We start from the raw sequence: 21,938 nt of genomic DNA, 5'->3' as shown, positions 1-21,938 counted from the left end.
ATGGCGCTCGTGGAGACGGCGTCCAGTCCTGTCAGATCGCCTTCTGCTTGAGCTCCCGCTCCATCTCGTGCGCGTCGAGGCCGGGAACGACGACGGGCGGCTCCGGCACGGCGGCCGCCTTGGGCCCGTGCGCGGCCGAGCCGATCGCCGCGGCCAGCCGCGAGCGCTCGAAGGCGATCACCACGATCACCGAGACCAGCGCCGGCAGCCAGAAATAGAAGATCCGGAAGATGATCACCGCCGCGATGATCGCGTCCTTCTGCGCCTCGTCGGTGATGTGCATCGCGGTGATGAACACGATCTCGAACACGCCGAGGCCGCCCGGCGCGTGCGAGGCCAGTGCCACCGAGAACGAGGCCAGGAAGATCGCCAGGACCGGGATGAAGCCGGGATTCATCGCCTCCGGCAGGGCGAAGTAGATGATGCCCGCCGCGCCCAGGAGCTCCAGCGGTGCCGCCAGAAGCTGGCGTCCCATGATGCCGGGCCGGGGATACTCGAGCTTGAACGAGCGGATGTGGAGCGGGCGCAGGTGCAGGATCGAGCCAAGCACGTACAGGCCGACGAAGCCCAGCATGCCGATGCCGACGATCAGCGCGGTCTTGGAATCGGTGAGGAAGCCCGGCAGCTTGCCCTCGAGCCGCGTCAGCAGGTGCGGATCGACCACCAGCGTGAAGCCGCCGAGGAGGACGGTCCCGAGGAAGAAGGTGAACGAGCAGAGCGCCACCAGCACGGCGACCTGCGCCGCCGTCAGGCCCTTGGCCGTGTAGGCCCGGTAGCGGACGAGCGCGCCCGAGAAGACCGAGGCGCCGATATTGTGCGACAGCGCGTAGGTCGTGAACGAGCAGAGCGAGACGAAGAGCCACGAGATGTGGCGGACGCCCAGATGCAGCAGGGCGATCCGGTCGTACCAGGCGAGTGCCGCGTAGGCGACCAGGGTCGAGAGGGCCGCCAGCAGGATCCGGTGCGGCGGGATCGCCAGAATCGCGGCCCAGATCGCCGAGAGCGAGGTCGTCTTCAATTCCTGGTAGAGGAAGTAGCCCGATATCACGACGGCCGCGAGGCCGATCAAGGGCCAGATGAACTCGCTGATCTTCTTCATGAACACCGACGCCCTGGGGAGAGCCCCTGATGCGCCGGCACGCGACGCGCTGCAAGCGGCATGAGACCGCCGCGATCCCCCTTGTCAGGTGATCGTGACGGTTTCGTGCCGCGGGAGCCGGTCAGCGGCCCGCCGGACCGCGTCAGCCCCGGGCGCGGTTGAGGCCGATCCCGTCCATGGCGGCCTGGTCGCGGGCCGATTCGGCAGCGCGCTCGGCGGTCCGCTCGCGATCGTTCAGGATCTCGACCTTCTTGAGCTCCTCGAACGCCTCGCCCAGTTCGGCCTTCGCCTCGGCGAGCTGGCCCTCGAGCGCCTGGGCGGACTGAATCATGTTGTCCCGGCGCGTCGCCGCCGCGCGGGCGTAGGTCGGGTAGGCGAAGTGACCGACGTCGGTGATGCCGGCCCGGGCCTCCTCGACGGCGACCTCGCGATCGAGCTCCACCGCCATGCGCTGGAAGTCGGCCATCATCATCTCGATCTGGGTCACGCGCCGGCGCTTCTCGTCGACCTGGAAGCGGCGCAGGCGGATCAGCGTGTCACGCGATTTCATCAGGACGCTCACTCCACGCAACGCTTGAGGCCGCGTCCGGGATCGTGCCCGGACCGAGCCTGTGCGCGAGCCTGCCCACGGCAGACCCGCCCGAATCCCCCACGTGCACCATGATCGCGCCGAAGCGTTAACGCACCGGCCCACAGTGCCTAGGCCCCGCCGACGATCTCGGAGAGCCGTGCGTAACCATCGCCGATGGACGTTGCTTCTTCCTTACCCTGCCCCAGAAAAGCCTCAAGATGCGGCATGAGCGCGACCGCCTCGTCGACCTCCTGGGAGGAGCCGGCCCGGTAGGCGCCGAGGCGGATCAGCTCCTCCATGTCGGCGTAGGTCGACAGCAGCCGCCGCGCGCGCCGCACGACCGGGAGATAGGCTGGATCGCAGGAGCGCGGCATGGTGCGCGAGACCGAGCGCAACACGTTGATCGCCGGGTAGCGCCCGCGCTCCGCGATGGCGCGCTCCATGACGATGTGGCCGTCGAGGATGCCACGCACCGCGTCCGCCACGGGCTCGTTGTGGTCGTCGCCCTCGACCAGGACGGTGAACAGGGCCGAGATCGTCCCCTGCCCCACCCCGGGGCCGGCGCGCTCGAGCAGGCGCGGCAGCTCCGAGAAGACGGTCGGCGTGTAGCCCTTGGCGGTCGGCGGCTCGCCGGCGGCGAGGCCGATATCGCGCTGGGCCATGGCGAAGCGCGTGATCGAGTCGATCATGCACAGGACCTTGGCGCCCTGATCGCGGAAGTGCTCGGCGACCGACAGGGTCACGTAGGCCGCGTTCCGGCGCATCAGGGCCGGCTCGTCGGAGGTCGCCACCACGACCACCGAACGCGCGAGGCCGGCGGCGCCCAGATCGTCCTGGAGGAATTCCTGCACCTCGCGGCCGCGCTCGCCCACGAGGCCGATCACCGCCACGTCGGCGGCTGTGTAGCGGGCGAGCATCGACAGCAGCACGGACTTGCCGACGCCCGACCCGGCGAAGATGCCCATCCGCTGGCCCGCGCACATCGTCAGGAAGGTGTTGATGCATCGGACGCCGAGATCGAGCGGACCGCCGACCCGGGTGCGGGCATGGGCCGGGGGCGGATCCGCGCGCAGGGGGTAGACGTCGGGCCCCTGCGCCAGGGGGCCGAGCCCGTCGACCGGCCGCCCGAGGGCGTCGATCACCCGGCCCAGCCACGCGCCGGAGGGCCGGATCGCGCCGGCCGATTCGTCGCGGACATAGGCCGGGCAGCCGCGCCGCACGCCCTCGAGCGAGCCGAAGGGCATCGCGAGTGCCCGATCGCCCTGGAAGCCGATGACCTCGCACGGGACCAGCCCGTGGCCGTTGGCGCCCTCGACGTCGACCCGGCCGCCGAGTCGCATCGCGGCCACGGGTCCGGCGACCTCGACCAGCAGGCCGCGGATCGCCACGACCCGCCCGAACGTCTCCAGCACCTCGATCCGCTCCAGGGCGGCCCGCGCCGACGCGAGGGAAGCAACGGATCTTGCCGGATCCTGTGTCATCGGCCTGGCTCTCAACGCTTCGTTTACCGGCCTCCTTAACACTGCGGGTCACGGGCTCGTAGCGGCTCGATCCGGGTCGCGGCCGTGGTCGCGCCCGACGAAGTCGTACCGGTGTGTCCGACGGACAACACCGGGGATCGGATCGTTGCGGAGGAAGTACTTACGCCGAAGGGGGCGAGCGGCCTGGACGCGGACGGAACGGAATCGGGACCGTGGGCGTGACCGGAGAGGCGATGTTTCTCCTGTCAAGCTCGCGGAACTGCGAACGAGACGCTTGCGGGCAGGAATCAGGTTTTGTTAACGATTAATCCATAGCGTTCCACGTCAAGAGCGACGGAGCGCCCGTCCACAGGCCGGTGGCGGGCGAAGGCTGGGACGTGTCTGCGCGCTGATGCGGCCGGCGGGGCTGGGGACCGACGATGCGGGTACTTTTGATCGAGGACGACAGCGCGACCGCGCAGAGCATCGAGCTGATGCTCAAGTCCGAGAACTTCAACACCTACACCACCGACCTCGGGGAAGAGGGTGTCGATCTCGGCAAGCTGTACGACTACGACATCATCCTCCTCGATCTGAACCTGCCCGATATGTCGGGCTACGAGGTGCTCCGCTCGCTGCGCGTGGCGAAGGTGAAGACGCCGATCCTGATCCTGTCCGGCATGGCCGGCATCGAGGACAAGGTGAAGGGCCTCGGCTTCGGCGCCGACGACTACCTCACCAAGCCGTTCCACAAGGACGAGCTGGTGGCGCGCATCCACGCCATCGTGCGCCGCTCGAAGGGCCACGCCCAGTCGGTCATCACCACCGGCGACCTGATCGTGAACCTCGATCAGAAGACCGTCGAGGTCGGCGGCGCCCGGGTGCACCTCACCGGCAAGGAGTACCAGATGCTGGAACTCCTCTCGCTCCGGAAGGGCACGACCCTCACCAAGGAGATGTTCCTCAACCATCTCTACGGCGGCATGGACGAGCCCGAGTTGAAGATCATCGACGTCTTCATCTGCAAGCTGCGCAAGAAGCTCGCGAACGCCAGCCAGGGCAAGAACTACATCGAGACCGTCTGGGGCCGCGGCTACGTGCTGCGCGAGCCGATGGACGGCGAGGAGCGCATGGCGGTCTGATCCGCCGGTCGCACCGTCCCGTGAAAAACCCCGCGCGGTCCGGCCGCGCGGGGTTTTCGCGTTCCGGCGGTGTCCGAAGCCCTCACCGCGTCCCGGTGGCGGAGAAGACCTGCGCGGCCGGCGCGATCACCACGTAGCCGCCGCAGGGCGCGGCCCGGCTGATCACCGCGCTGGCCACGCCCCAGATGTAGGTGCCGCGGCGATCCTGCGCGACGACCGGGCCGCCCGAATCGCCGAAGCAGACCCGGGCGCCGTTGGCCCGGGCGATGGTCAGCCCGGTGCTGCTCGCCGCGACCGGCGTCAGCGTGGCGGTGCGCAGGCGTCCGACGGTCCGGCCGGAGAGGCCGGCTCCGGCGATGCGCAGACTCTTCGGAACGCGGCCGGGATCCGCCGCCAGCGGCACGGGCCGCCGGTCGCGCACCGGGTCGGTCAGGCGCAGGACCGCGAGGTCGAGGGAGAGATCGGAGAGGCTGACGCCCGACGCCTCGTTCGGCAGCATCTCCCCCGGATCGGGGCTGTAGCGGGCGGCGACCCGCGCGCCGTAGACCGGCCGCGCCGGCTCGCTGCCCCGGAAGAACACCACCAGCGCGCCCAGCGGATCGCCGTTCACGCAGTGGGCCGCCGTGAGCACGAGATCCGGCGCGATGAGCACGCCGGTGCAGCGGGTCAGCTTCAGCGCCTCCTCGGGCTGGGTGATCGTGCCGATCGCCACGGTGGCCTGCGCCAGGGCATCACGGCCGGCGGCCGACCCGCCGTCGATCGCGGCGGCCGGGCCTGACAGGCCCAGACCGAGGGCCAGGGCCGACGCGGCGGCGGCGCGCCGCGCCCCGACGGTCCGGAAGGTGGTCCCGAAGCTGGTCACGTGCTGCTCTTCTCCGCCGCGAGTCCCCGGACCACAGATGCCGCCCGCGCCGCGCCGCGCAAGCGGGCGCGAGGACGCGGCCCCCGTCACATCCGTGTCATCGGCCGCCGGCTCCGCGATCAGCGCGCCACCGTCCAGGTCGTGGTGCCGTCCTTGTTGTCCTTCACGGCGACGCCCATCGCCGCGAGGGCGTCGCGCGCCCGGTCGGAGGCGGCCCAGTCCTTGGCGGCGCGCGCCGCGCGGCGCTCGGCGATCAGCGCCTCGACCGCCGCGACGTCGACCCCCGAGGCCGCGACCTGATCCTGCTCGCGGTCGCTGCGGGTGCGCGCGAGGAAGCCGAGGAGGTTCGCGCCGGCGCGCAGCGCACCGGGCTGCGCCTCCGCGCCGCCCGCGAGCCGGTGCAGCTCGTTGATCGCCGCCGGCGTGTTGAGGTCGTCGCAGAGCGCCTCGACAACGCCGACGGGGATGTCGGGTGCGGCGGGCGCGTCGCCGGCGGCGTTGTACCAGCGGTCGAGCACGCGGGCCGATTCCTCCAGGCCGCGCAGGGTCCAGTCGATCGGCTGCCGGTACTGGGTCTTGAGCATGGTGAGGCGCACGACCTCGCCCGGCCAGTCGTTCAGCACGTCGCGGATGGTGATGAAGTTGCCGAGCGACTTCGACATCTTCTCCCCCTCCACCTGGAGGAAGCCGTTGTGCAGCCAGACATTGGCCATCACCGGCGTGCCGAAGCAGCAGCGCGACTGCGCCACCTCGTTCTCGTGGTGCGGGAAGATCAGGTCGATGCCGCCGGCGTGGATGTCGAAGGTCCGGCCGAGATGCTTGGCCGACATGGCCGAGCACTCGATGTGCCAGCCCGGCCGCCCGGCGACCGCGATCCCGGCGGGCGACGGCCAGGACGGCTCGCCGGGCTTCGCGGGCTTCCACAGGACGAAGTCGAGGGGCGAGCGCTTGTAGGGGGCGACCTCGACCCGGGCCCCCGCCTCCATCTCGTCGAGGGGCCGCTTCGACAGGCCGCCGTAATCCGGCATCGAGGGGACGTCGAACAGCACGTGATCCGCCGCCACGTAGGCGTGGCCGGCCCGGACCAGGGCCTCGATCATCGTCACCATCTCGGCGATGTGGTCGGTGGCGCGGGGCTCGACGAAGCGGGGCCGCGCGCCCGTGAGGTTCACGTCCTCCGGCATGAGCACGCCGAGGTCGCGCACGTCGCGGTGGAACTGCGCGAGCGTGCCGTCGGTCAGTTCGCGGATGCTGACGCCGCGCTCGGCCGCCCGGGCGTTGATCTTGTCGTCCACGTCCGTGACGTTGCGGGCGTAAGTGACGTGCTCCGGCCCGTAGAGGTGGCGCAGCAGCCGGAACAGCAGGTCGAAGACGATGATCGGTCGGGCGTTGCCGATATGGGCGGCGTCGTAGACCGTCGGGCCGCAGGCGTAGACGCGGACATGCTGCGGGTCGATCGGCGCGAAGGCCTCCTTGGCGCCGGTCAGCGTGTTGTAGAGCCGCAACATCGGCGCCATGAAACCCATCCCTTTTCCGGCGCCCGGGATGACGTCCGGACCGGAGCCGTGGCCGGAAATCCGGCCCTGCCTTCAACGACCTGAGGGCCCCGCGCGGCGAAGAGCGGCCGAAACGTGGCGGATCCGCCAGCCCCGGCACAGCATCCTGTTGCATCGCGGCGACGGCGCGGCCCGCGCGATGGGGCTAACTCAAAAGCGTGAGGAATTCGAGATGGCCTGCGCGCCATGCGGGTAAGGCTTCCTTAACCGCGCCGTCGGACCGTCCGGGCCACGATCCTCACGCCACAGATCCTGTGCCCAAGGACAATCCATGCGACGCTCGGCCGCCGGTTCCCTCGCTCTCGCCACCGTTCTCGCCTGTGCGGGCCTGACCCACGTCGCGCTGGCCGGCACCGACGGCGAGACGCCCGCGAAGGCGCCGGCCCACGTCGAGAAGACCTTCCTGATCCCGTCGAGCGACGGCTACGGCGTCGGCGAGTGCCTGACGACGCCGGGCAGCGCCTGCGGGCAGGTGGTCGCCAACGCGTGGTGCGAGGCCCAGGGCTACGCCGCGGCGAACTCCTACGGGGTTGCCGCCGCCGACGAGTACACCGGTGCGATCAGCCAGCCGGTCCCGGCGCCCTCCGAGCGCCCGATCCGGATCACCTGCCAGGACTGAGGGAGCCGCGGACGCCCCGGTCCCCGGGACGCCCTGTCGACCCCGCGCGGCTCACTTCATGAAGTCGGCGCATTTCTGCGCCGGTTCGGTGCCCCAGGGCGCCAGAGGGACGGCCGAAGTCGAGTTCTTGGGCGAACCCTGGATGACCTTGTCCGAGTAGACCATGTAGATCAGCGTGTTGCGCTTCGCGTCGCAGCCGCGGACGATCTGCATCGACTTGAAGATCAGCGACCGGCGCTCGCTGAACACCACCTCGCCCTGGCTCATCTTGCCCTTGAAGGCGATCGGCCCGGTCTGCCGGCAGGCCAGCGAGATGTCCGAGACGTCCTCGGCCAAGCCCAGCGTGCCCTTGATCCCGCCCTTCTCGGGCTGGGTGTACCAGCAGGCCACGCCGGAGACCGCCGGATCGTCGACGCCGTAGACCACGAGCTTGTCGTTGGGCGTCAGCGGGCGCCAGACCGTCGACTTGTCGAAGATCCGGTCCGGCTCCTGCGCCGAGGCCGTACCGGCCGCTGTCAGGCCCAGTGCGAGAAGCCCAACATAGGTGAGACTCCGAAACAACATCGCCGGTCAATTCCCCCTCACGCTTGCCGGCCGGATGTAGGAGGGGTGTCGCGGTCTTGCGAGGGGGCGTAGAATGGCCCCGCTTCCGTTCCGAAGCGCGGATGCGCGCGGGCCCGGGTTCTCCGGATCGCCGCGCACCCGATCAACGCGATGCAGCCTATGCCTCACCGCCCGATCGTCCGTACGCTCGGCCGCCTCGTCCTGAGCGCGGCCATAGCCCTCGGACTGTCCCACTCGCTCGCCGTCTCCGCCAGCGCGCAGGAGGCCGCGTCCGGACCGCCGCCCGCCGAGGCGCGGCCGGCGCCGCAACTGCCGTCGCCCCAGTGCCGGCGCTACCGGGCGGAGCTGGCCTCGATCCAGAGCGGCGCCAGCACGACGCGCGCCCTGAACGACGAGATCGGGCGCCTCGAAGCCTATTTCCGCGGCCTGAACTGCGAGGGCGGCAAGTTCCTGTTCTTCGACACGCGGCCGCCGCAGTGCGGCGCGGTGGAGCAGCGGATCCGCGCCCTCAAGGCCACCTACGGCGGCGCCGTGATAGACGACAGCGGCGCCCGCAAGCGCGAACTCCAGGGGCTGGTCGCCTCCACCTGCCCCCCGCGCGAAACCTCCGCGGGCTCCGGCGAGGCCTACGGCCGGGGCGGGCCGCAGATGGTCTGCGTGCGCACCTGCGACGGCGGCTTCTTCCCGATGAAGAACCTGCCCGAGGGCCGCGGCGGCGCCGACGAGATGTGCCAGGCCCTCTGCCCCGGGACCGAGGCGCAGGCCTATTCCATGCCGTACGGCGACGATGCCCTGAAGCACGCCGCCTCGGTGAAGGGCAGCCGGGCCTACGCGAACCTCGCCAACGCCTTCAAATTCCGCAAGGAATTCGTTCCGAACTGCTCCTGCAAACCGGAGGGCAAGTCCTGGGCGCAGTCGCTGGTCAAGGCCGAGAGCATGCTGGTCCGGCACAAGGGCGACATCTTCGTGACGCCGATGCAGGCCGAGGCGCTGTCCCGGCCGAAGGTGCGCCTGACCCTCGTCGGCCGGGCCGACCGGACCGCGGCAGAACTCGCCGCCGACGCCGCCGGCCGTGCGGGCGTCGACACGAAGGGCGGCCCCGGCCGCGACGACGCGAAGGTCGAGCCCGCCGCGGCCGACGGCGCGAAAGCCGCGGAGGCGAAGCCGGATCACGTTGCCGTGCGCATCATCGCGCCCGACGTGATCGCGGTGCCCCAGCGCCTCACGCCCTGAAGCCGGTTCCGCTTCCCGGGACGCGGAACCAATCGCGGCGTCCGGTGTTCGGCTCGGCCTGAACCGAGACGAGACCGCGATGCGCCTGCTCCGCCTGATCCTCCTCACCGGCACGGTGCTGCCGGCCCTCACGCTCGTGCAGCTCGCCGATGCCGCGCCGGGCCGGATCCAAGTGGCGCAGGGCGGACCGGACGAGCGCGGTCCCCGCGGCGGCGAGCCCCCGCACGGCGGTCCGCGCCCCGAGCGGCCGCCGCAGGAGCGTCCCGGCCCGCCGGCCGAGCGCGAGCGGCCGGAGCCTCGGCCGGAGCGTGCGCCGCCGCGCGAGCGTCCCGAGCCGCCCGCCCAGCGCCAGCCGCAGGCCGAACCGCCCCAGCGGGAGCGCGCGCCCGAGCGCCGGCCGGAGCCGCCTGCGGCCCGTCCGCCGGCGCCGGATCGGCCGGACCGCCATTCGGATCGACAGCAGGAGCGGCAGCAGGAGCGGCGGGATCAGCAGCCGGATCGTCCGGATCGCGGGCCGCAGGAGCGGCCGACCCCCGGACGGCCCGCGCCCGAGCGCCAGCAGGCTCCGGATCGCGATCAGGCCCCGCCGCCCCAGGGACGCCCTGCGCCCGAGCGTCCGCCGGCGCCGCAGCAGCGCCAGGCACCGGACCGGGACCGCCCCGGCCCGGATGACCAGCCGAACCGTCCCGCGCAGCGCGACGCGGCTCCCGACCGATCCGTGCCGGATCGCGGTGCTCCGGGCCAGCGTCCGGGCGGTCCGGGTGCGCCCGGCGAGCGGCCCCAGCCGCCGAACGCGCCCCCCGGCGCACCCGGTCGGCCGGCCCAGCGCCTCGACGCGCAGCCCGAGAACCGCCAGCCAGAGAACCGCCAGCCAGAGAACCGCGCCCAGCCGAACGGCGGTCCCGGCGCCGAGCCCGGCCGGCCGCAGGCGCCCAACGCGGCCCCGGGCGTTCCGGGGCGGCCGTTCCAGCCGCAGGGGGCCCAGCCCGATGGACGGGCGCCGGCCCAGCCCAACGGCGCCCCCGCGGCGGAGCCCGCGCGGCCAGTGCCGCCCAACATGGCCCCCGGGATCCCGGGACGGCCATTCGTGCCGCCAAGCCAGGCGCCCGCTCCCGGACAGGCCCCGCCGCCCGGCGCACCGCAGCCCGGGATGGCGCCGGGCCAGCCGCCCGCGGGCGGTCCGGGCGGTCCGACCGACCCGAGCGCCTTCAACCGGTCGGGACAGCCGGGCTACGTGCCCGGCGGCTTCCGCCAGAACGACGCCGTGCGCGATTTCGAGCAGGTCCGCACCGACCGCCGCGAGTTCCGGGAGGACGGCCGGACCTATTACCGGGAGCCGGGCCGCATCATCGTGCAGGACCGCGACGGCTACCTGATCCGACACGACGAGAACGAGCGCTTCCGCACCCTGGACCCGCGCGGCTACAGGTTCGAGCGGCGGGGCGCCGACTTCTACAGCTACGTTGACCGGCCCGGCGGCGAGCAGATCGTCACCGTCACCAACGACGACGGGCGGATGCTGCGCCGCTACCTCCGCTATCGCGACGGTCGCGAGCTCATCCTGATCGACAACAGCTATGCCGGCCCGCTCCGCCCGATCTACGAGGACGTGGTGGTGCTGCCGCCCCCGGAGATCCGCATCCCGCGGGACCGCTACGTGGTGGATTACGCCCAGGCCGACGAGGCGGAAGTCTACGAGGCGCTGACGGCGCCGCCGGTGGTGCAGGTCGATCGCCGGTACACGCTCGATCAGATCCGCTACAGCCCGGACCTCCGCGCCCGGCTGCGCTCGGTCGACATCAACACGATCACCTTCGACACCGGCTCATTCACCGTCACGCCCGATCAGGCGGCCAAGCTGTCGGGGATCGCCGGCGCGATGAACCGCGCCATCCAGGCCAACCCGCGGGAGGTGTTCCTGATCGAAGGCTTCACCGACGCCGTCGGCTCAGCCCTCGACAACCTGTCCCTGTCGGACCGGCGTGCCCAGGCGGTGGCGACCGTGCTGACCGAACAGTTCCGCGTGCCGCCGGAGAACCTGACCACCCAGGGCTACGGCGAGCAGTACCTCAAGGTGAACACGCAGGGCCCGTCGCGGGAGAATCGCCGCGTCGTCGTCCAGCGGATCACGCCGCTGCTGCAGCAGGGGCCGGATCAGGGTCAGGGCCAGGCGGCACCGCCGCCGCCGCCTCGGTGAAACGGCCGCCGCGCGGGCATGTCCCGCGCGGCAGTTGACCGTCGAGCCTCCGCGCCTCACCACCGGTTGAGGACAGCGGTGCGGGACGACGATGGACAGCGAGGCGGATGGCGGGCTCATCCGGTCGGGCACACCGGTCTTCCGCCGCACGGCTCTGGCGCTGGCGGCGGCCGGCTTCTCGACCTTCGCGGTGCTCTACGCGGTCCAGCCGCTCCTGCCGATCTACGCGGACGATTTCGGCGTCTCGCCGGCCGCGAGCAGCCTCGCCCTGTCGCTGCCCTGCGGGCTGCTGGCGGTGGCGCTGCTGGTCGTCAGCCCGCTCTCGGAGATCTGGGGCCGCAAGCCGGTGATGCTGGCCTCGCTGGTCGCCTCGGCGCTGCTCACGGTCGTGGCCGCCCTGGTCCCCGGCTGGTACGGCTTCCTGGCACTGCGCGCGCTCACGGGGCTGACGGCCAGCGGCCTCCCGGCCGTCGCCATGGCCTATCTCGCCGAGGAGATGGACGCCAAGGCCATCGGCCTGTCGATGGGCCTGCTCGTCGGCGGCAACGCGCTGGGCGGCATGTCGGGCCGCCTGATCAGCGGCGTGATGGCGGATTTCGTGAGCTGGCGCGCCGGGCTCGCGGTGATCGGCGGCCTCGCGCTCGCCGCCGCGCTGGCGTTCTGGCGGTGGCTCCCGCCCTCGCGCCGCTTCGTGCCGCGCCGGCTCGCCTGGGCAGAGGTGCCGGGCAGCTTCACCCACCATTTCCGCGACGCCGGCCTGCCCTGGCTCTTCGCCGAGGCGTTCCTGCTGATGGGCGGCTTCGTCTGCATCTACAATTACATCGGCTTCCGCCTGCTCGAGCCGCCCTACGCGCTGAGCCAGGCGGTGATCGGACTGATCTTCTCCGTCTACCTCGCCGGCATGGTCAGCAGCCCGGTCACCGGCGAGCTGGCGAGCCGCTTCGGCCGCCGCCGCGTCCTCTGGGTCGCCACGGCCGTCGGCCTGGCGGGCATCGTGATGACGCTCTCGGATCACCTGCTGCTGATCCTCGCCGGCATCGTGGTGACGACGGTGGGCTTCTTCGGCGCCCACGCGGTCGCGAGCAGCTGGGTCGGGCGGCGGGCCCTGCGCGACCGGGCCCAGGCCTCGGCGATCTATCTCGGCCTCTACTATCTGGGCTCGTCGGTCCTGGGGACCGCGGGCGGCTGGTTCTTCGCCCATTCCGGGTGGAACGGCGTGGTTCTGTTCGTGGGCGGGCTGTACGGTCTGGCGCTGACGATCGCCCTGCGGCTGTCCCGCCTGCCGCCGCTCGCGACCTGAACCGGGAGATCCGCCGATGAATGCCCGCAGCCACACCCGACACGTCGTCGACCAGTTCGGCGCGCAGGCCTCCGCCTACGTGACCAGCGCCGTGCACGCGGCGGGCGCCGACCTCGACCGGATCGGCGAGCGGGTCCGCGCGCGGCCCGGCCTGCGGGTGCTCGACCTCGGCTGCGGCGGCGGCCACGTCGCCTTCGCGGCGGCGGCGGCCGGGGCCTGCGTCACGGCCTACGACCTGTCGGCCGAGATGCTGGCGGCGGTCGCCGCCGAGGCGTCGCGGCGGGGGCTCGACCGGATCGAGACCCGGCAGGGCGGCGCGGAGGCCCTGCCGTTCCCGGACGCGCGTTTCGACGCGGTCCTGACCCGCTACAGCGCCCACCACTGGCGCGACGTGCCTGCGGCCCTGGCGGAGGCGCGTCGGGTGCTGAAGCCGGACGGATTCCTCGTCGTCAGCGACATCGTCGCGCCCGAGGATCCGCTGCTCGACACGCACCTTCAGGCGGTGGAGCTGCTGCGCGACCCCTCGCACGTGCGCGACTACAGGGTCTCGGAATGGCGGGCCCTGCTGGAGGCGGCCGGCTTCGAGCCCGGCGACGCGACGCCGAGCCGGCCGCGCATGGAGTTCGCGAGCTGGATCGCCCGGATGCGGACGCCGGAGACCCACGTCGCGGCGATCCGGGCGCTGCAGGTCGCGGCGCCCGCGGAGGTCGCGGCGCATTTCGGCATCGAGGCCGACGGCAGCTTCCTGCTCGATGCCGCGCTGATCGAGGCGCGCCCCCGACCCGGCCGCTGAACCGCCGCCGAACGGCCCAGGATTACGAACGCCGGCGGGGCTGTCCGGGCCGGGTCGCTCAGGCGGCCGCGCCGGAGAGCCGGCGCGCCGCCCGCTCCCGCCCGATCAGCGGCAGCAGGCCGGCGAGGTCCGGCCCGTGCTCGAGGCCGGTCAGCGCGAGCCGGAGCGGCATGAACAGGCCGCGGCCCTTGGCGCCGGTGCGAGTCCGGATCTCGGTCGTCCACGCCTTCCAGGTCTCCGGGCCGAACGGCCCGGGGGGCAGGGTCTCGATGGCGGCCGCGATCACGGCAGGCTCGGTGAGCACCGGCTCGACCGGACCGGTCACGACCCGCCACCACGGCGCCGCCTCCGGAACCCGGCTCAGGTTGGCGCGCACCGCGAGCCAGAAGGCCTCGGCCCGGTCCTCAGGGATCCCGAGATCCGCGAGGCGCGCGGCCGCCTCCCGGTACGGCATGGCGTGGATCAGGCGGGCGTTGAGGCCGTCGAGCTCCGCCGGGTCGAACCGGGCCGGCGCCCGCGAGATCTCCCCGAGATCGACGAGGCCCGCGAGGGTGTCGAGGTCGGGCACCGCCCGGACCGATTCGGCCGAGCCGGTCAGCACCGCCAGCGAGCGCACCGCCGCGGGCTCGTAGCCGGCCTCGCGCAGGCCGCGCAGCGACAGGTGGCCGAGGCGCTTCGACAGGCCCTCCCCGTCGGCGGTCGTCAGCAGGTTGTGGTGGCCGAAGACCGGAACGGCCGCGCCCAGGGCCTCGAAGATCTGCACCTGCACGCCGGTGTTCGTGACGTGGTCCTCGCCGCGGATCACGTGGGTGATGCCGAGATCGGCGTCGTCCACCACCGACGGCAGCGTGTAGAGGTAGCTGCCGTCGGCGCGGATCAGCACCGGATCCGACAGGGACGCGCAGTCGACGTGGGCCGGGCCGCGGACGAGATCGTCCCAGCCGACGGTCCGCGCCTCCAGCAGGAACCGCCAGTGCGGCCGCCGGCCCTCGGCCTCGAGCGCCGCCCGCTCGTCGCCGGTGAGCCGCAGCGCCGCCCGGTCGTAGATCGGCGGTTGGCCGCGCCCGAGCTGGCGCCTGCGGCGGCGCTCCAGCTCCTCCGGGGTCTCGTAGCAGGGGTAGAGCCGGCCCGCTGCGCGCAGGCGGTCGGCGGCGGCGTCGTGCTGCGCCGTGCGGGCGCTCTGCCGGGCGAACAGGTCGGGCACGATGCCGAGCCACGCGAGATCCTCGCCGATCGCCTCGGCGAAGGCCTCGGTGGAGCGCTCCGCGTCGGTATCGTCGAGGCGGAGCAGGAAGCGGCCGCCGGTCCGGCGGGCGAACAGGGCGTTGAGCAGGGCCGGCCGGGCGTTGCCGATATGGAGATACCCGGTCGGCGAGGGTGCGAAGCGGACGAGAGTCATGGTCCGCTCTCTAGCCGATCTCCGCGGGAATGTGCGCGGGACTTCACGATCACACCGGCCCGATGCGTGACGCCGCGGAGCCCGCTACCCAGGACGCCGGAAACCCGTCAGAAGGGCGCGCGTGGTGCGGTGCAGGATGTGAGCGGCATGGCGACGGACGAGACGGCCGACATCGTGGTGGTCGGCGGCGGGATGGTCGGCCTCGCCAGCGCCGTCGCGCTGAGGGATCGCGGGCTCGACGTGGTCCTGCTGGATCCCGGCGAGGCGCGAGCCCGGACCTCCTACGGCAATGCCGGCGTGGTCAGCCGCGGCTCGATCCTGCCGATGTCGAGCCCGGCCCTGTGGGGCAAGCTCCCGGCCTACCTGCGCAACGCCGATCGCGGCCTGAGGCTGCACTACGCGCATCTCCCGCGAATCTTGCCCTACACGGCGCATTTTCTCGCGGCTGCGCGCGTATCCCGCTGGCACCGCGCGGCCGCGGCGCTGCTGCCGCTGACCAGCGCCGCCTATCCGGCCCACGAGCGGCTGGCGGCCCGGGCCGGCACCGGCGACCGGCTGCAGCGGACGGGCTGGATCAAGGCCTACCGCACCGAGGCGGCCTTCGCGGCCGCCGCCCTGGAGCGCGAGATCCTGGCCGCGCACGGGGTCGCGTTCGACATCCTCGACAGGGCGGCGCTGCAGGCCGTCGAGCCGGCGCTGGTGCGGCCCTACGCGCGGGCCATGCTGCTCACCGAGACGGGATCGGTGCGCGAGCCCGGCCGGCTGATCGAGGCGTGCGAGGCCCTGTTCACCGACCTCGGCGGCCGCCGCCTGCGTGGCAGCGTCGCCCGGTTGGAGCCCGAGGCCGGTGGCTGGCGCGTCGATCACGACGGCGGCGCCGTGCGGGGCCGGCAGGTCGTCCTCGCGGCCGGCGCCGCCTCCGGGGCGATCGCCCGGACTCTCGGCTACCGCTTCGCGGTGGCGGCCGAGCGCGGCTACCATCGCCACTACGCCCTGCATCCGGATTGCCCGCCGCTGACCCGGCCTGTCCTCGACACCGGCGCGGGCTCGATCCTGTCGCCGATGGGCGAGCACCGGGTCCGTGTCCTGTCCGGTGTCGAACTCAACGCCCGCGCCGCCGCCCCCGACCACACGCAGATCGAGGCGGCGTCCCGCGAGGCGGCCGGCACCCTGCGGCTCGGCGGGCCGCTGGACAACGCGCCGTGGCTCGGCTCCCGCCCGTCGACGCCCGACGGGATGCCGGTGATCGGCCGCGCCCCGCGGCACGACGGCCTGCTCTTCGCCTTCGGCCACGGTCATATCGGCCTGTCCACCGGCCCGATCACCGGCGAGATCGTCGCCGACCTCGCCACCGGCCGGAACCCGGCGGTGCCGGTCGCGGCCTTCGCGCCGGAACGGCTCCTGCGCTGGCCGCGGCTGCTCTGAGGGCGTCCGCGATCAGCGCCAGTCGTAGGGGTTGTAGGGCTCGAGCGCGGCCTCGACCTTCCGCAGGAAGTCCGGCTGGCGCTGCAGATCGGCCTCCCGAGCGAGCGCCCGGAGGAACGCCTGGGGCCCGTGCTCGAGGTCGCGCGTCAGACCGTCGTAGCGGTCGGCCGGCTCGACATGGGCGGGGTTGACCGCGACGCGGTAAGCGAGGCCGCAGGTCGGCGGATCGATCCCCAGGCGATAGCAGATCCGCACCCGGGCGAACGGCGCGTCCGGGCGATAATCGACCCGGTAGCCGCCGAGTCGGAAAGCGCCGCCGGTCGCGCGCTCGGCATAGGCCAGCGTGCGCGCCACGGTGGTGAAGCCGGCGGTGCGCCGGTCGCGCACGAGGTCGATCGCCGCCCGCTCCGTCGGCACGAAGGATTGGGCACAGGCGGGGCCGGACACCAGCGCGATCAGGAGTGCGGGGGCGGCGAATCTCATGGCTTCTTCATGCAGACCGCGACGGGCTGGGCATCCTTGGCGGCCTTGGCGGTCATGTCGAGGCAGCCGACCGTGGACACGCCGTCCGTGACGGTCACGGACGGCAGAACCGCCATGCCTCGGCAGTAGGCGCCAATCAATTCCTCGTCACGGCGGCAGGCCACGTCGAGACGCACCTGGCTGTTCAGGGCCGGTCCGGGCGGACCGGCCGGCCCGGCCGGACCCGGGTCGCCCGCGGGACCGCGAGCCCCCGTCGCGCCGTTGACCCCGGCCGGCCCGGCCGGCCCCGGCGGTCCCCGATCACCCTTCGCACCGGGAGGCCCGGCCGGCCCCGGCTTGGGCGCGTTGCAGGCGGCGAGCGCGAGCGCCGTCGCGCCGACCACGAGCGCGATCAGAGGGGATCTCATGCGGTTCTCCGGCCACGCCTGCGCGCGTGGAAGTGGTGCGCACCGGCGGGGCGTCAACCGCGCATCGCCGACTACCGCGCTCGACACAACCAAAAGTAGCAGGAACTCGATAAGCCTGTTGTAGTCGATCGAATTAAGAGTTTTGCAAAATCTTGGCGTCACATCGAACGCGATGGCTATTTTCGACTGATCTGCTCGCTCATGAACCGTCGAGGACTTTCACACGCGCAGGTCAGAGTTACGTCGGGTTGTCTCCTGAGGCGCCTCGCGCGCGACAGCGGCGGCGCGGCCGCGGTGGAGTTCGCCCTCGTGGCCCTGCCGTTCCTGGCGCTGTGCGGCGCGATCCTCCAGATCATGTTTCAGATGTGGGCGACGCAAAATTTCGATCGCGCCCTCCAGAACGCGGTCCGGACGATCTTCACCGGCCAGTTCCAGCTCGACACCGCGGGTCAGACCAATCCCGCGACCGTGCTCGCGACCCTCAAGACACGGATGTGCGGACCGAGCAGCAGCCCCGTCCCCACCGTGTTCAACTGTCAGAACGTCAAGATCGACGTCTCGACCTCGAGCAGCTTCGCGAGCGCGACCGCGGCCAAGCCGATCGACACGGCCACAGGCACGTGGAGCACGAGTTTCGGCTCCAACTACAAATGCGCCTCGCCCGGGACGATCGTGATCGTCACGGCGGCGGTGCCGTTCCCGACCTTCTTCAACCTGATGGGCCTGAACACGAAGCAGTTCACCAGCGGGCCCGCGGAGGGATCGAGCCTGCTGACGTCCACCGCGGTGTTCCGCACCGAGCCCTATCAGATCGTCGGAGCGAGCCCGTGCCCGTCCTCGCCGTCCTGACCCGGCGGGCGGCCCGGCTCGGGCAGGATCGGCGGGGCGGCGCGGCGGTCGAGTTCGCCGTCATCCTGCCGATCCTGCTCGCGATCTGGGCCGGGATGACCGAGGTGGGGCACGCCATCGACGAGTGGCGCAAGCTGACCCAGCTCGGCCGGACCGTGGCGGACCTGACGGCGCAGGGCGACACGCAGAACCCGATCAGCCGCACCGTGATGAACGACATCCTCGCCTCCGCCACGGCGGTGATGCGCCCGTTCGACACGTCGAAGGTCAAGATCGTGGTCAGCGCCATGGGCATCGACGCGAAGAACCCGGTCGGTCCCCCGGTGGTCTGCTCCAGCGTCGCCAACGCGAACGGGACCGCGCGGAGCCTGGGATCCGCGGCCGGCCTGACCGTGCCGGACGGCTACCGGATGCCGGGCATGCGGTACGTCCTGGCGGAAGTCAGCATCAGCTACACCCCGATGATCGGGAGCGCCCTGGTGAAGCTCGCCAAGGGCGTGAGCAACACGATCACGTTCACCAGCAGCGCGCCGTGGCCGACCCGCGGCGGCCAGGCCTACGGCACCAGCACCTACACGGAAGTCGTCCTGCCGGACGACGAACACGCGAACTGCGATGGCACGAAGATCGACCGCTAGTCCTGACGACCGCCCCGAGCGGCGCCGCGGCCTCCTGCGCGACCGCGGCGGCAACGTCGCCCTGCTGTTCGCGTTCCTGAGCGTGCCGATGGTGATGATCGGCGGCGCGGCGATCGATTACGGCTTCGCTACGCGGCTGGAGACGAAGCTCCAGACCGCGACCGACGCCACGGCGCTGCTGCTCTGCCAGACGCCGCTGACGACGTCGGAGGCCGAACTCAACACCCTCGCCCAGACGACGATGACCGGCGCCATGGGTGCCGCGAACCTCGTGGTCGACCGGCTGGCGATCACCAGCAGCCCGCGCAAGATCACGCTGACCGCGCACAAGCAGTCCACGACCTTCTTCGGGGGGCTGACCGGCACCCAGCGCATCAACCCGGGCGCCGTCTCGCAATGCGCCACGCCGCTGCCCAAGACCTTCGAGATCGCGCTGGTCCTCGACAACACGGGCTCGATGGCCGCGTCGAGCGGGGGACAGTCGAAGCTTCGGGCCGTCCAGACGGCCGCGACCGATTTCGTCAACTACGTCTACACGAGCCCGGCCTTCTCCAGCGCGACCAAGGTCGCGATCGTTCCCTTCGCCGCCGCCGTGGCGGTCGACCCGTCCGCGTACCGCTACGCGAGTTGGATCGATCAGAACGGCCTCTCCAGCTACCACTGGACGAACATCGTCCAGTCGAATCCGGCACCGTTCAAGAACCGCTTCGAGGTCTTCGCGAAGCTGCAGGCGGCGAACCGGAACTGGGGCTGGGCCGGGTGCCTCGAGTCGCTTCCCTACCCGTTCAACGTCCAGGACGGCGCGCCCACGACCAAGGATTCCTTCTACGTGCCGCTGCTCGCGCCCGACGAGCCAGGCGACGGGACGTCGGGCGGCGCGTCCTTCCCGGTCGGCAACCAGAGGTCGACGGCCTACAGCTACAACAGCTATATCGACGACGAGACCGGCCCCGACTGCCGGAACAGCAACACCTACAACACCGCGCTCGGCCAGGCCTGCAAGTACGTCAATCCGAAGGATCCGGCGTCCGGCTCGCCCCTCGGGATCCCGAACGGTCCGAATTTCGGCTGCACCACCCAGCCGCTTCAGCGGCTGACCAACAACACGAACGCGCTGAAGACCCTGATCAACAACATGGCGCCTTCCGGATCGACCAACATCCACGAGGGATTCATGTGGGGTTGGCGCACCCTCTCGCCGAACAGCGTCTTCGCGGACGGTCAACCCTACGCGTCCAGCGCGAACAGCTCGAACGCCACGAACATCAACAAGATCATCATCCTGATGACCGACGGCACGAACAGTTGGGGCACCAATTCGAGCGCGCCGACCGGCTCGCTCTACTTCGCGGCCGGCTATTTCCGGAACGCCAACGGCACGACGCCGAACCCGCGCCTGACGACGGCGTACCAGAACACCAACATCGCCGACGGCAACACCGCGCGGAAGGCGCTCGACGCGCTCACCGCCGAGGCGTGCGCCAACACGAAGGCGGTCAACATCTCGATCTACACGATCGGCTTCAGCGTCCCGACGGATCCGATCGATTCGGCGGGGCAGACGCTGCTGCGGAACTGCGCCTCGTCGCCCGACCAGTTCTACCTCGCCAACTCGTCCGACGACCTGATCAAGGCGTTCAAGTCGATCCAGGCGAGCATCGGCGCGCTGCGGCTCACGCAGTAGTCGCGCCGGGTCGGCCGCCGGATCCGGCGCGCGGCCGGATCCGGATCAGTCGTCGCGGTAGACGCGCTCGCGGCGCTCGTGCCGCTCCTGGGCCTCGAGCGACAGGGTCGCGATCGGCCGTGCGTCGAGGCGGCGGAGGGAGATCGGCTCGCCGGTCTCCTCGCAGAACCCGTAGGACCCGTCCTCGATCCGGGCCAGCGCCGCGTCGATCTTGCCCGTCAGCTTGCGCTGGCGGTCCCGGGCCCGCAGCTCGATCGCCCGGTCCGTCTCGGACGACGCGCGGTCGGCGAGGTCGGGATGATTCTCGTTCTCGCTCTGCAGCGCCACCAGCGTATCCTGCGCCTCGCGCAGGATGTCGTTCTTCCAGCTCAGCAGCTTGCGCCGGAAATATTCGCGCTGCCGGTCATTCATGAAGGGCTCGTCGTCGGACGGGACGTAGCCGTCCTCCAGCTGCACCTTCGCCATGCGTCACCCTCGCTGGATGGTAAACCGCCCACCAGGGGATGGCCGGTGTGCGGCGATAACGTGAGGTGCCGTATAGTCGAGGTGCCTCAGCGCCACAACGCACACGGATGCAGGGGCTGTAACTGGCTGTCACTGCATCGCCGCGTGCGGCAAACAGGCCACGGTACAGATGTTTTACGCTGTCATCTGGTCCGCAACCGTACGATCGCCTCGGCGATCTCGGTTGTCAGACTTCGGGCGATCGGCAGCCTGTAGTGGGTCTGGTCGAAGAACTGGTCGGGATCGGCCGCCGCGGGACGGCCGTCGCGCCAGTCGACCACCGTGCTCAGGGCGTGAGTCGCCAGCACGGCGCGCACCTCGGCCCGGCAGGTCGCCTCGGCCCGCGCCCGGGGGCTGCCGGGCGGCGGCTCGCCGCGGGCGTAGACCGGCGGGAAGACCACCACGACCGGGGTCCCCGCCGGGATCCGGGTCAGCTCGGCGCGCAGGCGCGCCGCGATCGGGAACGGGCCGCCGTGACGCGCCTCCGGCTCGGGCCCGACCGGCTTCTCCAGGGCCGCCTTCTTGGCGGGATCGACGCCGAAGCCCTGGCTCAGGTAGTTGCGCTCGTAGTCCCACCAGCCGTCGGCCGCGGCGGTCTTGCGGCGCGGGTTCAGGAGCCAGCCGAGGCGGTTGACCGTCTCCTGGGCGGCCGAGAAGCGGATCAGCCCCCGCAGGTAGGCGGGCCAGTCACCGACGAGCCAGTAGGGAAAGCCGTGCTCGCTCGGGAAGGCGGGGTCGTCGGCGCACCAGAACGCGTCGGCCGAGAGCACGATCGCGGCGGGGCGGGCATGGTGCTGCAGGTACCAGCCGAGCAGGGCGAACTGCTCGGAAGGGCCGGTGGCCGGCACGGAGAGCTGGAGGAAGGGGATGCCGGTGAGCCGCGTCAGGGCCGCCGGCTCGATGAGCTGGATGTGCGAGTTGCCGATCACCACGCCCGCGTAGGCCGGGTCGCGGCCGCGGACGGCCGAGGCGGTGCGGGGTCCCTGCGGCCGCACCGCGCCCCGGGACAGCAGCGTCGAGCGGCCGGTATCGTAGGGATCGATCAGCACGGCGAGCGCCACGTAGCCCGCGAACAGGGCGACCATCGACAGGAACAGGGTGCGGGCGAAGCCGCGCCAGTCTCGATCGGTCGTGCGGGGTGCGGGCGCCATCC

The 21,938-nt window shown here is 71.8% G+C and carries 21 protein-coding genes; 10 read left to right on the top strand and 11 right to left on the bottom strand.

All coding sequences use genetic code 11. The annotated features are described in order from the left end of the window. Positions 1-31: 31 nt before the first annotated feature. From J3A75_RS02240 to fliI, 3 genes are all read right to left on the bottom strand, one after another. Complete coding sequence (locus J3A75_RS02240; protein ID WP_053621323.1) at positions 32-1,099, bottom strand: lysylphosphatidylglycerol synthase domain-containing protein; 1,068 nt, start codon at positions 1,097-1,099, stop codon at positions 32-34. Positions 1,100-1,241: 142 nt separating this feature from the next. Beyond that, on the bottom strand, positions 1,242-1,649 hold the full coding sequence (gene fliJ / locus J3A75_RS02235; protein WP_012322462.1) for a flagellar export protein FliJ: 408 nt from the start codon (positions 1,647-1,649) through the stop codon (positions 1,242-1,244). A 149-nt stretch (positions 1,650-1,798) separates the two neighbouring features. Further along, complete coding sequence (gene fliI / locus J3A75_RS02230; protein ID WP_012322461.1) at positions 1,799-3,151, bottom strand: flagellar protein export ATPase FliI; 1,353 nt, start codon at positions 3,149-3,151, stop codon at positions 1,799-1,801. 419 nt (positions 3,152-3,570) lie between these two features. Here fliI and ctrA point away from each other — a divergent pair, with 419 nt between their 5' ends. Further along, a complete protein-coding gene (gene ctrA / locus J3A75_RS02225) occupies positions 3,571-4,272 on the top strand; it encodes a response regulator transcription factor CtrA (RefSeq protein WP_010683835.1) in 702 nt (233 codons plus the stop codon). Between the two features lie 82 nt (positions 4,273-4,354). On the opposite strand, the gene J3A75_RS02220 is transcribed toward ctrA, so the two are convergent. Continuing rightward, the gene (locus tag J3A75_RS02220; protein WP_071000597.1) at positions 4,355-5,134 is read right to left on the bottom strand and encodes a trypsin-like serine protease; all 780 of its coding nucleotides are present in this window, start codon (positions 5,132-5,134) and stop codon (positions 4,355-4,357) included. Between the two features lie 119 nt (positions 5,135-5,253). Further along, complete coding sequence (cysS, locus tag J3A75_RS02215) at positions 5,254-6,651, bottom strand: cysteine--tRNA ligase (RefSeq protein WP_071000798.1); 1,398 nt, start codon at positions 6,649-6,651, stop codon at positions 5,254-5,256. Between the two features lie 310 nt (positions 6,652-6,961). Between cysS and J3A75_RS02210 the strand changes: the two genes are divergently transcribed. After that, complete coding sequence (locus J3A75_RS02210; RefSeq protein WP_012322458.1) at positions 6,962-7,309, top strand: hypothetical protein; 348 nt, start codon at positions 6,962-6,964, stop codon at positions 7,307-7,309. A 51-nt stretch (positions 7,310-7,360) separates the two neighbouring features. Here J3A75_RS02210 and J3A75_RS02205 read toward each other — a convergent pair whose 3' ends face one another. Next, positions 7,361-7,873 (bottom strand): CreA family protein, encoded by a 513-nt coding sequence (locus tag J3A75_RS02205; protein WP_012322457.1) that lies wholly within the window; start codon positions 7,871-7,873, stop codon positions 7,361-7,363. A 159-nt stretch (positions 7,874-8,032) separates the two neighbouring features. Between J3A75_RS02205 and J3A75_RS02200 the strand changes: the two genes are divergently transcribed. The 4 genes from J3A75_RS02200 to J3A75_RS02185 all read left to right on the top strand — a co-directional run bounded on the left by J3A75_RS02200 (position 8,033) and on the right by J3A75_RS02185 (position 13,396). Beyond that, complete coding sequence (locus tag J3A75_RS02200) at positions 8,033-9,106, top strand: DUF2865 domain-containing protein (RefSeq protein WP_024828019.1); 1,074 nt, start codon at positions 8,033-8,035, stop codon at positions 9,104-9,106. 79 nt (positions 9,107-9,185) lie between these two features. Beyond that, a complete protein-coding gene (locus tag J3A75_RS02195; RefSeq protein WP_209649664.1) occupies positions 9,186-11,303 on the top strand; it encodes an OmpA family protein in 2,118 nt (705 codons plus the stop codon). 91 nt (positions 11,304-11,394) lie between these two features. Then, positions 11,395-12,603 (top strand): MFS transporter, encoded by a 1,209-nt coding sequence (locus J3A75_RS02190; RefSeq protein ID WP_029359735.1) that lies wholly within the window; start codon positions 11,395-11,397, stop codon positions 12,601-12,603. A 16-nt stretch (positions 12,604-12,619) separates the two neighbouring features. After that, on the top strand, positions 12,620-13,396 hold the full coding sequence (locus tag J3A75_RS02185; protein WP_024828022.1) for a class I SAM-dependent methyltransferase: 777 nt from the start codon (positions 12,620-12,622) through the stop codon (positions 13,394-13,396). Between the two features lie 58 nt (positions 13,397-13,454). Here the strand turns inward: J3A75_RS02185 and J3A75_RS02180 are convergent, their stop codons facing one another. After that, entirely contained in the window at positions 13,455-14,795 is a 1,341-nt protein-coding gene (locus tag J3A75_RS02180; RefSeq protein ID WP_071000596.1) for a glutamate--tRNA ligase, read from the bottom strand. 147 nt (positions 14,796-14,942) lie between these two features. On the opposite strand from J3A75_RS02180, the gene J3A75_RS02175 reads away from it, so the two are divergent. Then, entirely contained in the window at positions 14,943-16,220 is a 1,278-nt protein-coding gene (locus tag J3A75_RS02175) for an FAD-binding oxidoreductase (RefSeq protein ID WP_209649662.1), read from the top strand. A gap of 12 nt (positions 16,221-16,232) precedes the next feature. On the opposite strand, the gene J3A75_RS02170 is transcribed toward J3A75_RS02175, so the two are convergent. Both J3A75_RS02170 and J3A75_RS36955 read right to left on the bottom strand, forming a co-directional pair. Further along, a complete protein-coding gene (locus J3A75_RS02170; RefSeq protein WP_012322449.1) occupies positions 16,233-16,703 on the bottom strand; it encodes a hypothetical protein in 471 nt (156 codons plus the stop codon). Beyond that, positions 16,700-17,110: a hypothetical protein gene (locus J3A75_RS36955; RefSeq protein ID WP_071000594.1), complete on the bottom strand. Its 411-nt coding sequence runs from the start codon at positions 17,108-17,110 to the stop codon at positions 16,700-16,702. Before J3A75_RS36955 ends, J3A75_RS02170 begins: the two co-directional genes overlap by 4 nt. 294 nt (positions 17,111-17,404) lie before the next feature. Between J3A75_RS36955 and J3A75_RS02160 the strand changes: the two genes are divergently transcribed. From J3A75_RS02160 to J3A75_RS02150, 3 genes are read left to right on the top strand one after another with little or no spacing between them, the layout of a single operon-like run. Next, a complete protein-coding gene (locus tag J3A75_RS02160; RefSeq protein ID WP_024828026.1) occupies positions 17,405-17,959 on the top strand; it encodes a TadE/TadG family type IV pilus assembly protein in 555 nt (184 codons plus the stop codon). Then, positions 17,938-18,597, top strand: a complete 660-nt coding sequence (locus tag J3A75_RS02155; protein WP_024828027.1) for a TadE/TadG family type IV pilus assembly protein — start codon at positions 17,938-17,940, stop codon at positions 18,595-18,597. The genes J3A75_RS02160 and J3A75_RS02155 overlap by 22 nt, the downstream gene beginning before the upstream one ends. Beyond that, positions 18,575-20,281, top strand: a complete 1,707-nt coding sequence (locus tag J3A75_RS02150) for a TadE/TadG family type IV pilus assembly protein (RefSeq protein ID WP_012322445.1) — start codon at positions 18,575-18,577, stop codon at positions 20,279-20,281. The genes J3A75_RS02155 and J3A75_RS02150 overlap by 23 nt, the downstream gene beginning before the upstream one ends. Before the next feature lie 45 nt (positions 20,282-20,326). Here the strand turns inward: J3A75_RS02150 and dksA are convergent, their stop codons facing one another. Together dksA and J3A75_RS02140 are read right to left on the bottom strand one after the other, a co-directional pair. Beyond that, positions 20,327-20,746 (bottom strand): RNA polymerase-binding protein DksA, encoded by a 420-nt coding sequence (gene dksA, locus J3A75_RS02145; RefSeq protein WP_012322444.1) that lies wholly within the window; start codon positions 20,744-20,746, stop codon positions 20,327-20,329. A gap of 182 nt (positions 20,747-20,928) precedes the next feature. Further along, a complete protein-coding gene (locus J3A75_RS02140) occupies positions 20,929-21,936 on the bottom strand; it encodes a hypothetical protein (protein ID WP_058607457.1) in 1,008 nt (335 codons plus the stop codon). Between the last annotated feature and the right edge of the window lie 2 nt (positions 21,937-21,938).

This window comes from Methylobacterium sp. PvP105 (assembly GCF_017876975.1).
Taxonomy (GTDB): Bacteria; Pseudomonadota; Alphaproteobacteria; order Rhizobiales; family Beijerinckiaceae; genus Methylobacterium; species Methylobacterium radiotolerans.
Note: the sequence above shows the minus strand (reverse complement) of the source record. Positions and strands in the feature narration are given on the sequence as shown.

Bases quoted from the DNA above. Each gene is read 5' to 3' on its own strand.
- J3A75_RS02240 (WP_053621323.1), bottom strand. From the start codon at position 1,099: ATGAAGAAGATCAGCGAGTTCATCTGGCCCTTGATCGGCCTCGCGGCC.
- fliJ (WP_012322462.1), bottom strand. From the start codon at position 1,649: ATGAAATCGCGTGACACGCTGATCCGCCTGCGCCGCTTCCAGGTCGAC.
- fliI (WP_012322461.1), bottom strand. From the start codon at position 3,151: ATGACACAGGATCCGGCAAGATCCGTTGCTTCCCTCGCGTCGGCGCGG.
- ctrA (WP_010683835.1), top strand. From the start codon at position 3,571: ATGCGGGTACTTTTGATCGAGGACGACAGCGCGACCGCGCAGAGCATC.
- cysS (WP_071000798.1), bottom strand. From the start codon at position 6,651: ATGGCGCCGATGTTGCGGCTCTACAACACGCTGACCGGCGCCAAGGAG.
- J3A75_RS02210 (WP_012322458.1), top strand. From the start codon at position 6,962: ATGCGACGCTCGGCCGCCGGTTCCCTCGCTCTCGCCACCGTTCTCGCC.
- J3A75_RS02205 (WP_012322457.1), bottom strand. From the start codon at position 7,873: ATGTTGTTTCGGAGTCTCACCTATGTTGGGCTTCTCGCACTGGGCCTG.
- J3A75_RS02200 (WP_024828019.1), top strand. From the start codon at position 8,033: ATGCCTCACCGCCCGATCGTCCGTACGCTCGGCCGCCTCGTCCTGAGC.
- J3A75_RS02195 (WP_209649664.1), top strand. From the start codon at position 9,186: ATGCGCCTGCTCCGCCTGATCCTCCTCACCGGCACGGTGCTGCCGGCC.
- J3A75_RS02190 (WP_029359735.1), top strand. From the start codon at position 11,395: ATGGACAGCGAGGCGGATGGCGGGCTCATCCGGTCGGGCACACCGGTC.
- J3A75_RS02185 (WP_024828022.1), top strand. From the start codon at position 12,620: ATGAATGCCCGCAGCCACACCCGACACGTCGTCGACCAGTTCGGCGCG.
- J3A75_RS02180 (WP_071000596.1), bottom strand. From the start codon at position 14,795: ATGACTCTCGTCCGCTTCGCACCCTCGCCGACCGGGTATCTCCATATC.
- J3A75_RS02175 (WP_209649662.1), top strand. From the start codon at position 14,943: ATGGCGACGGACGAGACGGCCGACATCGTGGTGGTCGGCGGCGGGATG.
- J3A75_RS02170 (WP_012322449.1), bottom strand. From the start codon at position 16,703: ATGAGATTCGCCGCCCCCGCACTCCTGATCGCGCTGGTGTCCGGCCCC.
- J3A75_RS36955 (WP_071000594.1), bottom strand. From the start codon at position 17,110: ATGAGATCCCCTCTGATCGCGCTCGTGGTCGGCGCGACGGCGCTCGCG.
- J3A75_RS02150 (WP_012322445.1), top strand. From the start codon at position 18,575: ATGGCACGAAGATCGACCGCTAGTCCTGACGACCGCCCCGAGCGGCGC.
- dksA (WP_012322444.1), bottom strand. From the start codon at position 20,746: ATGGCGAAGGTGCAGCTGGAGGACGGCTACGTCCCGTCCGACGACGAG.
- J3A75_RS02140 (WP_058607457.1), bottom strand. From the start codon at position 21,936: ATGGCGCCCGCACCCCGCACGACCGATCGAGACTGGCGCGGCTTCGCC.